Annotated in this window: 9 protein-coding genes and 1 pseudogene; 8 read left to right on the top strand and 2 right to left on the bottom strand. The window is 31.2% G+C overall.

What is annotated here, in order from left to right; genetic code table 11:
- The 3 genes from ACTG3S_RS02095 to ACTG3S_RS02085 form a co-directional block, all read left to right on the top strand.
- Positions 1–747: T9SS type A sorting domain-containing protein (locus ACTG3S_RS02095; protein WP_439127721.1), on the top strand; the 747-nt coding region annotated here is incomplete at its 5' end.
- Positions 748–762: 15 nt separating this feature from the next.
- On the top strand, positions 763–924 hold the full coding sequence (locus ACTG3S_RS02090; protein ID WP_439127720.1) for a hypothetical protein: 162 nt from the start codon (positions 763–765) through the stop codon (positions 922–924).
- A gap of 48 nt (positions 925–972) precedes the next feature.
- Positions 973–1446 (top strand): hypothetical protein, encoded by a 474-nt coding sequence (locus ACTG3S_RS02085; RefSeq protein ID WP_439127719.1) that lies wholly within the window; start codon positions 973–975, stop codon positions 1444–1446.
- Between the two features lie 85 nt (positions 1447–1531).
- On the opposite strand, the gene ACTG3S_RS02080 is transcribed toward ACTG3S_RS02085, so the two are convergent.
- Together ACTG3S_RS02080 and ACTG3S_RS02075 are read right to left on the bottom strand one after the other, a co-directional pair.
- Entirely contained in the window at positions 1532–2407 is an 876-nt protein-coding gene (locus ACTG3S_RS02080) for a TIGR01777 family oxidoreductase (protein WP_439127718.1), read from the bottom strand.
- Positions 2408–2470: 63 nt separating this feature from the next.
- The gene (locus tag ACTG3S_RS02075; protein WP_439127717.1) at positions 2471–5095 is read right to left on the bottom strand and encodes a zinc-dependent metalloprotease; all 2625 of its coding nucleotides are present in this window, start codon (positions 5093–5095) and stop codon (positions 2471–2473) included.
- 235 nt (positions 5096–5330) lie between these two features.
- Here ACTG3S_RS02075 and ACTG3S_RS02070 point away from each other — a divergent pair, with 235 nt between their 5' ends.
- From ACTG3S_RS02070 to ACTG3S_RS02050, 5 genes and pseudogenes are all read left to right on the top strand, one after another.
- Positions 5331–6452 (top strand): vWA domain-containing protein, encoded by a 1122-nt coding sequence (locus ACTG3S_RS02070; RefSeq protein ID WP_439127715.1) that lies wholly within the window; start codon positions 5331–5333, stop codon positions 6450–6452.
- A gap of 9 nt (positions 6453–6461) precedes the next feature.
- Positions 6462–7928, top strand: a complete 1467-nt coding sequence (locus ACTG3S_RS02065) for a magnesium chelatase (protein WP_439127714.1) — start codon at positions 6462–6464, stop codon at positions 7926–7928.
- Positions 7929–8168: 240 nt separating this feature from the next.
- Positions 8169–10250: an HAD-IIB family hydrolase gene (locus tag ACTG3S_RS02060; RefSeq protein WP_439127713.1), complete on the top strand. Its 2082-nt coding sequence runs from the start codon at positions 8169–8171 to the stop codon at positions 10248–10250.
- Positions 10251–10260: 10 nt separating this feature from the next.
- Positions 10261–11535: a glycosyltransferase gene (locus ACTG3S_RS02055; protein ID WP_439127712.1), complete on the top strand. Its 1275-nt coding sequence runs from the start codon at positions 10261–10263 to the stop codon at positions 11533–11535.
- 1 nt (position 11536) lies between these two features.
- A pseudogene (locus tag ACTG3S_RS02050) lies at positions 11537–11647 on the top strand (carbohydrate kinase); the annotation flags it as partial.

The following is an 11647-nucleotide window of genomic DNA, read 5'->3' as shown; positions in this document are numbered from 1 at the left end:
GTCCGTTTTTCTAAAACTAGTCAAAGTCATCAAAATACAGATACTTTCTTAAAAACAAGCAGACCAGAAATTAAATTAAACATAACAGATGGTACCAATAGCAAATTTACAGAAATTTACTATATAGATGGTGCTACAACTGGTTTTGATGACGGTTATGATGGTGAAGTTTTTGGAGGAATATCTTCAGACTTTCAAGTTTATACAGGTTTGGTAGAAAATCAAAATTCAAAAAAATTAAGCATACAATCGATACCAAATAGTAATCATGAAAACATGATTATACCTATTGGCATTCACGCTAAATCTGGCTCTGAAATAGTTTTTTCTACAGAAAATAAAAATATTCCTTCTGGTTTAAATGTGTATTTAGAAGATAAAATAAATGATACTTTTATAGAGTTAAATACATCAGAGAAAGAATACAAAACAACTATAGATACAGATTTAAATGGTGTAGGTAATTACTATTTACATACAAAAGCCAGTAGCGTGCTATCTTTAGGTGATGAAAGCCAAAATCAAATAACGCTTAGCAATTTTAAAAATATACTTACCATAACAGGTCTATCAGAAAAAGATATAAAATTAGAAATATATTCAATTTTAGGTAAAAAAGTATTTACAAAACAATTTTCTTCAAATGGTTCTTCTAAAATTATAATGCCAAAGCTTTCTAATGGAATTTATATAGCAAAATTAGAAAGTCAATCAAAAGAAATAACTAAAAAAATAATTCTTGAATAACCACAAAAATAAAAAATGAAAGAACAACAAGACCCTAAAATAGATAGAAAAGAAGCCTTAAAAAAAATAGGTAGTTATAGCAAATATGCTGCATTAACCGCTTTAGGCACATATATAATATTAAATCCTCTAAAAGCACAAGCACAATCTCCAGAGCCACCTGGTGCAGGATTTTAAAAGTTTAAAACGTTTTTACCCCTAATATTAACCCCTAAATAAAAAACAATGAAAACAATTAAAAATCAATTTCTAGTAGTATTTACATTTATTACACTTTTTACAAATGCGCAAGAAAACTTAATGACCCTTGGTACAACTTCTGCAAACATAGATTTGCCCTCAAGTGAACAAGTATATGATCAAACACCTATGATTTACAATCAATCTTTCACTTATAATTATAAAAGAGGCAAGGTTTTGGTGTATTTTAATAGTGATGAGCATATTGAATACTTTAACAACAAAGAATATTATATAAAATCTGATATTGTTTGGATAAATAAAGACGAATGTATTATCACATTAAAAGAAATAACCTTACCAGATTTTCCTTTTAGACCAGGAAATAGTTTAAAAATGAAAATTACCGAAATAAAAGGAGATTATGTTTATTATGAATCTACACTTGGCGGAAGAACTTGGGAAGGTAAAATGAAACAAGTAGAAACGGCCCAAGAAGAAGTAATTGCATCAAATTAAATTCTTATTATTTAGAGTTAAAAAAACCCCAGATACTCTAAACACAAGAATAAAAAGACGAACTTAATGTTCGTCTTTTTTCTATTTATAAATTATTTAAAGCTTTTTTCAATTCTTTATATTGAAAGTTAAAACTATTTTTCTCTAATTTTTCTGTAGACAACCTGCTTCCTTCTAAAAGAATTATAGCCAATTCTCCAAAAATTAATTTTAATAAAAAACCTGGAACATTAATTGGTAAATAAGGCCTGTTAATAGCTTTTGCCAATTTTTTAGAAAATGTTTTACTAGTATGATATTCTGGTGATACTGCATTGTAAACACCCGTAAAATCATCTTCTACCGCTTTTATATATAAACTACATAAATCATCTATATGTATCCAAGCCATGTATTGTTTACCAGAACCTAAAGGAGAAACAATGGGTGTTTTCATACGATCTAAAGCCCCACCTTTATCAGACAAAACAACACCTGTTCTTAAAATTGTTACGGGTATATTTAGTTTTTCAAATTGATGTGCTGCTTGTTCCCACTTTTGGCAAACTTCACCTAAAAAATCGTTGCCAACAGGATCTGTTTCTTTATATATTTTATCCGATGTTTTTGCACCATAATAATTGCTACCAGAGGCAGAAATAAAACCTTTTAGTATAATCTTATATTCTTTTATTTTGGCAAAAATTAAATTGGCTGTTTCTACTCTACTATCAATAATTACTTTTTTTCTTTCATCTGACCAACGTTTATCTGCTATACCTGCACCCGCTAAGTGAATTACATAATCTAAATCTATAAATGCTTTTTCATCAACATACTTTTTAGAAATATCCCATTTAAATTCATTTTGTCCATTAGGGGTTCTACTTAAAATCCTTACTTCGTGCTTTTTTGCCCTAAGTAATTCTGTTAATCTAGAACCAACTATACCTGTACCTCCTGTAATTAGTATTTTTGCCATATTGTAAATATAAAAAAACCGCAATTGTTTAAATTGCGGTTTTTATAAATATTATTTATTTACTTATTTAATTTCTTTTAAAGCATTAGTTATCAATGTCTTTAAATGTGTTTTGTGAGCTTTAGTTGCTAAGTCTCCCCTATTATTACTAACCCAACTTTTAATAGTATTTAAATTATAAATTGCCATAGATTTAGAAGGCACAGAATATCTGCTACTAGTTCTTCCTGAAATCATATTTATTAAACCTTTTACATAAGCTGCTTGTAAGTTTTGACGAAAAGAATTTACACTCCCATAAATATCTTGTTTAAATATGGCATTGTTTAAATCTGTCATAAAACTAGATAATTTATATTTATTACCATACAACTCAGAATTTGTTATTCTTTGCAGTGTATTTGGGTGCATAATATGTGCCAATACTCTTGTTTGGTAGCTTAAAATTTGCTCGTGAATTTTAGGATCTTCTGGCCCGCCAAAGAAATTATAACCTCTTCTTTGACTTGCTAAATAGTTATACAAGTCTTTTGGCGCAGTAAAAGCATCTGGAGCAAAAACATACGTTTTTAAGGCATCCATAGCTCTTTTTTGGTCTTTTAAACTTACAGGTGTATAAGGCTGTGTACCTCCTTCTTGCCCAGGTGCTGCTCTATCTACATACACACCACCAATAAATCTAGAAATTACTCCAGAAGCAGTTGCTGCCTGACCACTTAAAATATAATAGGCTTGTCTTAATTGCATATAAGATTCACCTGAATTAACAAATCTAGATTTTACATCTTTCATCATTTTATTAACCAATTTTATTCTATCTATCGAATATCTAATTTGATCATTAGACATATCACCAATCATTACCCTTGGATCAATTGCTTTTCCTGGAGAACGCATATCGTCTGCATCATTACCAAAAATTAATTCTGGTTGTGTAGATTTTGCTAACAACGCATCTTTTTCTGATTCTGATTTAAAAGGAGTATATCCAAATTGAATAGCCCAAACATCATAAGGCCCAACAGCCATATCATAATATTGCCCTTGTTTAGACCTATCTAAAGTTAAATTGATAGCAGCATAATCCATAACAGAACCTGTTAAGGCTTTTCCTTTTATAAAATTTGCATCTGCTAATTGTTCTGGAGAAAATAACTGACTCGCTTTCATATTATGATTCAGACCTAAAGTATGCCCTACTTCATGCATAATTAAAGCTTTCATTCCTTCTCTTTTCATACCCTCCATTTCTAAATCAGAAGCACCAGATGCCGCTAAAACTGTTTGTCCAAATAAAGTGTTTTCATGCATTAAATGACCTTTAGAACAGTATAAATGATTATTTTTATTTTTAAAGAACTTTGCTTTTTCTTCTTCAGCTGATAAAATATTTAAACTTAAAGCTGCTGCATTGTTAAAAATTCTATCATAGTACACTCTATTTGTAAAATGCACGTATTCTAACATAATGTCAGCCCCTAAAATCTCACCTGTTCTTGGGTTTACAAAACTTGGTCCATAACCTCCAAAAGGTGGATTTGGAGAAGATGTCCATCGTAGAACATTATAACGTACATCGCCTGCATCCCATTTTGCGGTATCTGACTGTACTTTTACAACCATAGCATTTCTAAAACCAGCTTTTTCAAAGGCTTCATTCCAAGCCAAAACCCCTTCTTTAATAGTTTCTCTAAACTCTAAAGGTGTAGAGTTTTCTATCCACCAAGTAATTGGCGTAACGGGTTCAGAAGTAGTTGCATTTGGATTTTTCTTTATCAGTTTCCATCTATGGATAAAATCTCTGTAATTAACAACATCCGTAGATGTCATATCATTAGTTTCTGTTGTAAAATATCCAACTCTAGGGTCATCCATTCTAGTTTTATAATCACTCCCAGGCATATTCATAAAAGTATGAAACACTTTTATAGAAACATTTCTACCATCTGTAACTGCTTTTCCACCACCATTCATAACTGATGGATTGCTATACACATACTCTGTTTTTATGTTGGTATTTTCTGGATAATTTTTTATTTCCTCAATTTTAGATTTTGACTTATCAAGTCTACCTAAACTAAAAGCAAACGGAGATTGACCTGGAAACCTCGGATTTTTTACTCTTGTAAATGTTTCTGATAAAAACAAACCATCTGCTGCAATTAGGTATTCGCCAGTTTTTTCATCTGTGGCCAATATTTTACCTGCAGCAATAATAGCATCACTAGTATTTGCTTTAGAAGACTTAGAAATAGGATTATTTTTATCAAAATAAAAGGCAGTGTTAGGCGCAACAAATTCTAATCGGTTAAAATACTTTTCTACATGAAACACAGAAGATCCTTTATACGAACCTCTATATTGGCCAGCTTCTGTAACACCATCTGCTATTTGAGAAAAATAAATAAAGTCTTTATTCAGTTGGTCTTTTTTTACTAAAAGCTTGGTTGCTCCAGTAACAGTATCTTGAAAAATGGTAAATAAACCTTCTATTTTTTTACTGCTTTTTGTTAAATCTTTAATAGTTTTTCCTTTCTTTTTAGGAGGTGTTTTTTTTACAATTGTCTTTTTTTCTTCTTTCTTTTTTTTCTTCCAAAATTGTGCATTTGTATCCTGAACTCCTAAAAAAGTAAGAGCTAAAAACAAAGAACAAAATACTTTTACGGTACTTAAGTTTGTGGTTTTCATTGTAATTTGGGTTGGTAAATATTAAAAAGTGAAATTAAATATTCAAAAATATTTTCTTGTTAATTTTATGATAAAAACAACAATATACAATAATGACTGAAAAAAATTACAAACGTTACATTTATTTTTAGTTTTTATTGATTTTTATTGAATTATAAATACAGACAATTCTAACATATATTAAAGCAATGTTAATTATTTTTAATGCATTTAATAAAGCAGTATTTTTATAGTGATGAAAAACAATAAGAAAAGAACTGGTTTTATTTTTAAACCTTATGAGGCCGAAAACAAATCGCCTTTTGAAAAACTCTTTGAGATTTTTAAAGAATTAATTACACATACCTCTGGCGATTTTGATGAAGCCATAGACTGGCTTCGCTCTCTAGATAAAGAGTATAAATTAACAGACGAAAATTACACCATTGATGATTTTATTGAAGACCTTAAAAAGAAAGGTTACATAAAAGAAGAAATTGATGGAGATGGAATTGGAGGCACAAAAATAACTGCAAAAACAGAACGTGCTATTAGGCAACAAGCGTTAAACCATATTTTTGGTAAAATAAAAAGAAGTGCTGCTGGTAATCATAAAAGTAAATCGCCTGGTATTGGAGACGAGCATACAGGAGATTTTAGAGCCTATCAATTTGGAGATAATTTAGATAAAGTTTCGATGACAGAAAGCATCAAAAATGCACAAATTAACAACGGAATTGGAGATTTTACTTTGTCTGAAAATGATTTGGTGGTAGAAGAAACGCTTCACAAAAGCCAAATGAGTACAGTGTTGATGATTGATATTAGTCACTCAATGATTCTATATGGCGAAGACAGAATTACACCTGCAAAAAAAGTAGCTATGGCTTTGGCAGAATTAATTACCACGCGCTACCCAAAAGACACCTTAGATATTTTAGTTTTTGGTAACGATGCTTGGACCATTAAAATTAAAGATTTACCTTATTTACAAGTTGGCCCTTATCATACAAATACTGTTGCTGGATTAAATTTAGCGATGGATTTACTGCGAAGAAAAAGAAACACCAACAAACAAATTTTTATGATAACAGATGGTAAACCAAGTTGTTTACGAATGCCAGATGGTCAATATTACAAAAACAGTAATGGTTTAGATAAATACATTGTAAACAAATGTTATGGAATGGCACAACAAGCTAGAAAACTACACATACCCATTACCACATTTATGATTGCACAAGATCCTTATTTAATGCAATTTGTAAGAGCTTTTACACAAGCAAATCAAGGAAAAGCATTTTACACAGGATTGAAAGGTTTGGGTGAAATGATTTTTGAAGATTATGAAACCAATAGAAAAAAAAGAATTAGATAACAGCAAAATATGAGATTAGAAAATATTAAGACACTAGGAGAATTAAAAAAATCAGGATACAAATCAAAATCTATTAAAGACGAATTACGCGAAAATCTCATTAGCAAAATGATGAGTAAAGAAACCGTTTTTAAAGGTGTACATGGTTACGAAAACACAGTAATTCCTGAATTAGAACGTGCAATTTTAAGTAAACATAATATCAATTTATTGGGTTTGCGTGGGCAAGCCAAAACACGTTTAGCAAGACTAATGGTAAATCTGTTAGATGAATATATTCCTGTTATAGTAGGCTCAGAAATTAATGACGACCCTTTAAACCCAATATCTAGATTTGCGATTGAAACCATTAAAGAAAAAGGAGATGAAACTCCCATTTTTTGGATGCACAGAAACGAACGTTTTGCAGAAAAATTGGCAACACCAGATGTAACTGTAGCAGATATTATTGGTGATGTAGACCCTATTAAAGCTGCCAATTTAAAACTGAGTTATGCAGATGATAGAGTTATTCATTATGGAATGATACCAAGAGCCAACAGGTGTATTTTTGTAATTAATGAACTACCAGATTTACAAGCAAGAATTCAAGTTGCATTGTTTAATATTTTACAAGAGGGCGATATCCAAATTCGTGGTTTTAAATTACGCTTGCCATTAGATATGCAATTTGTATTTACAGCTAATCCAGAAGATTATACAAATCGAGGAAGTATTGTAACTCCTTTAAAAGACAGAATTGGCTCACAAATATTAACACATTATCCAGAAGATATCGAAACTGCCAAAACAATAACGCAACAAGAAGCAAACAAAGCCAATGCACAAAAAGACTTTATAGAAGTACCAGAATTAGCAAAAGATTTATTAGAGCAAATTGTTTTTGAGGCGAGGGAAAGCGAATATATTGATGCTAAAAGTGGGGTAAGTGCACGTTTAAGTATTTCTGCCTTCGAAAATCTATTAAGCACTGCAGAAAGGCGTGCTCTGATTTCTGGAGACGAACAGACCATGATTCGTTTAAGCGATTTTGACGGAATTATACCCGCAATTACAGGTAAGGTAGAACTGGTTTACGAAGGCGAACAAGAAGGCGCACACATAGTTGCAGAAAACTTAATTAAAAAAGCCATTAAAACGTTGTTTCCAGATTATTTTCCTGAAATAAAGAAACTAGAGAAACAAGGTGAAGAAACTGTATATGATGGTATTGTATCTTGGTTTTTTAATGCAGAAGAAGATTTTGAATTGTTAGAAGAATACACAGAACAACAATATAAAGACACTCTAAATAAAATAAAACCATTAGATGATTTTATAAAAGAGCATCAGCCAAACATGAATGATGCTGACACCTATTTTATGAAAGAATTTGTACTTTGGGCTTTGGTGGAATTTAACAAACTAAGTAAACAAAGGTTTACAGAAGGTACCCAGTTTAAAGATCCTTATGGCAGTTTTATTAGTGGATTATAAGTTTTAAAATATAAAAACCTCAAAAAAAAATTTTTTGAGGTTTTTTTAAAAAAAGCATATTAAGAAATCTACAATAGAAGTGCATATAAATTTTAAATACTCATTTCTAATTAACTAATATTATCACACTCATAAAAATGTTTTTCAAATCTCAATTTGTATAGTTTTCAAAGGCTTACCTGTTATAATTTTCTTATTTTAGGCTAAATAGAAGTCTAAAAACATTAAAAATATACAAATATGGATAAAAATAGCAGTACTAATGAGAACATTAAATTACTGTCTTTTGATATAGATAACACCTTAATAGATTTTCACACTTTTCATAGTAACTTTGGTGAAATCTGGAAGAAATACAAAGCCAACACCAATGCTCTATTAACCTTTAACACAGGCCGTTTAAAAGACGACGTTTTAAGTTTAATAGAAAAAGGTATTTTGCCAGAACCAGATTATATTATTTCTGGAGTAGGCACACATATTTTTGATTACAATAACAAAAAACTTGTTAAAGAGTTTAATGATGTTTTAGACGAAGGATGGGATTTAAAATCGGTAGAAGATATCATTACTAGTGTAGATCACCCTGTTAGTGAGCAACCCAGTCGATTTCAACATTCTTACAAAAGAAGCTACTTTTTTCATGATGCTACCACAAGTTTAATATCAGACATTGAAGAAAACTTTGTAAAAGCGGGCATGGAAGTTAATGTGGTATACTCTGGAAACAAGTTTTTAGATATTTTACCCAAATTTGCCAATAAAGGAAATGCCTTACAGTGGCTTTTAAAAAGATTAAATATTAAAACCAATGAGGTTTTAGTTGCTGGAGATAGTGGAAATGATTCTGCAATGTTCGATTTAAAAGATGTTTTAGGAATTGTAGTTGCAAATGCGCATAAGGAGTTATACGCCTATACAAAACATAAAAAAGTATATCATTCCGAAAAAGAAAAAGGAGATGGTATTATAGAAGGTTTAGTGTATTATGGTATACTTCCAGAAGAAGCCATGGTAGATACTAATATAGATCACTCAGAAGACTTTTTCATAAAACAAGAGTTAAACAACATTGCCTCAGAAGATGATAATGAAAAGATTGCTTTAATACAAGAAGGTTATAAAAAAGCTGTAGAAGCTTTAAAAAAGAATATTACTCCTTTAGGATTTTCTGCCTGTTCTATAAAAGACAATGTAGCACATGGTACAGACGAAAATTATTACAGTGTTTGGGCAAGAGATGGTGCAATAACTGTAATCGGTTCTTTACCTCTTATTAATGATAAAGAAATTCATACCTGCCAAAGACAAACTTTAATAACATTATTAGAACATATAACAAAAAATGGTCAAATACCCTCTAACGTCCGTATAAAAGATAATACCCCAGATTATTCGGGTGTTGGAGGAATTTGCTCCATAGACAGCGGAATTTGGGTAATCATTGCCTTTTACGAATATGTAAATGTTACTAAAGATATAGAGTTCTTAAGAAAATATTTTCCAGGTGTAAGAGAAACCATGCGTTGGTTATCTGCACATGATAGCAATAATGATGCACTTTTAGAAATTCCGGAAGCAGGAGATTGGACAGACCTTTTTGGTAGAAGTTACAATATTTTATACGATGAAATTTTATGGCATAGATCTAACGTCTGTTTTGGAAGAATGCTAGAAATGCTAGGAAATAATGAAGAAGCAGGAGAATACATTCGATGGTCTCAGGTGATTAAGAAAGAAATTGTTCAAAATTTTTGGCCTTCTACACAGCAACAATTATTTCAGTCGGTTTCTTTTGCAGAAAAACAATTTACTTTAGGAGATACTTCTTATTTAATTGCGCAAACTACACCTTTCGATTTTAGCTGGAGGTGTGATACTTTAGGTAACATTTTAGCTTTCTTATACGGAACTTTAGATTCAGAAAAAGCACATCAAACATTTAAGTTTATGTTAGGTGTTGGCGTTAACGATCCTTATCCTGTTTCGAATGTATATCCAGTTGTAAGTCCTGGAGACCCCGATTGGAGACCTTATTATACAGTTAATCTATTGAACCTACCAAATCATTATCACAATGGAGGGATTTGGCCTTTTGTAGGTGGTTTTTGGGTGAAGTTTGTTAATAAATTAGGTTTTAGAGATATGGCTATTGTTGAATTGCACAAACTAGCCTTAATCAACAAAGAAGGTATTAATGAGGAATGGGAATTTACAGAATGGGCGCATGGTACTACAGGAAAACCAATGGGTAAAGCTTATCAAGCATGGTCTGCAGCACAATATATTTCTGCATGTCACGAATTAAAAATAATCAAATAAAATAAATAATATGAAATCGATATTAATGATCTCTTTACATGGCTATGTCGCTGCAAATGCAGAATTAGGAAAACCAGATACAGGAGGACAAGTAGTTTATGTTTTAGAGTTAGCAGAAAGATTTAGTAGATTAGGAAAAAGAGTAGATTTAGTAACACGTCAGTTCGAAGATCAACCAGAATACGATCATGTAAATGAAAATTATGATGTTTGGAGAATTCCTTTTGGAGGAAAAAAATTCATCAGAAAAGAGGACATGCATGATCATCTTAAAAAATTTGTAACCAATACATTGGCTGCTATCAAAAAAGAGAATAAAAAGTACGATGTAGTTTATTCTCATTATTGGGATGCTGGTTGGGCTGGACAAAAAATTGCAGAAGAATTAGGTATTTGTCATGTACACACACCTCACTCTTTAGGATGGTGGAAACAACATACTATGGGAAGTGATATGGATGAAAAAGAAATGGAAAAAACCTATCGTTTTAAAGAACGAATTAGAAAGGAATACTTTGTATATCAGATGTGTAATTTTGTAATTGCCACTACTTTACCTCAAGTAGATTTACTAACTCAACAGTATGATGTATTACCAAAAAACTGTAGTATGATTCCCCCAGGAATTGACGAAAATCGATTTTTCCCAGTTCCTTCTAAAGAAAATGATAAGATTAGAGTAAAATACGATATACAACCAACAGATGTATTGGCATTAGGTAGAATGGCACATAATAAAGGATATGATTTGCTAATTAACTCTTTACCAACACTCTTTGAATTGTGTCCAGAAGCTAGATTAGTTGCAGCCATTGGTGGAGATTCTAAACAAGATAGAGATGGAATTGAAAAACTAAAAAAGGCAGCCTCTGAAATTGGTGTAGTAGATAAAATAAAATGGAAGAATTACATTGCAGACGAAGATCTAGCAAACGTTTATAGATCTGCAAGTATTTTTGCAATGCCCTCTAGATACGAACCTTTTGGTATGGTTGCCATAGAAGCAATGGCTTGTGGTACACCAAGTGTAATAACTGTACATGGTGGATTGTGCGATTTAATTGATTTTGGAAACCAAGCATTATTTGCGGATCCACACAGACCAAAAGAGTTTGGTGCAATGATGGCAATGCCACTTTTATATCCACAATTAAGAAACGAAATGTCTGTAGAAGGGGCACGATTTGCAAGACGTAATTTTGGTTGGACAGGAATTGCCAAACGTATGTTAAGCATTTTTGCTAGTTCAATTAATCAAAGAACATCTGAATCTAATATTTATTAAAATGAACAAGTTTGTTTGTTATGGCGAAGTTTTATGGGATGTTTTTCCTGATGAAAAGAAAATTGGCGGAGCACCTTTAAATGTGGCTTCTCGTTTACACTCTTTTTCGAAT

Origin of the sequence: Polaribacter sp. (assembly GCF_965656025.1) — a bacterium.
Lineage (GTDB): Bacteria > Bacteroidota > Bacteroidia > Flavobacteriales > Flavobacteriaceae > Polaribacter.
Note: the sequence above shows the minus strand (reverse complement) of the source record. Positions and strands in the feature narration are given on the sequence as shown.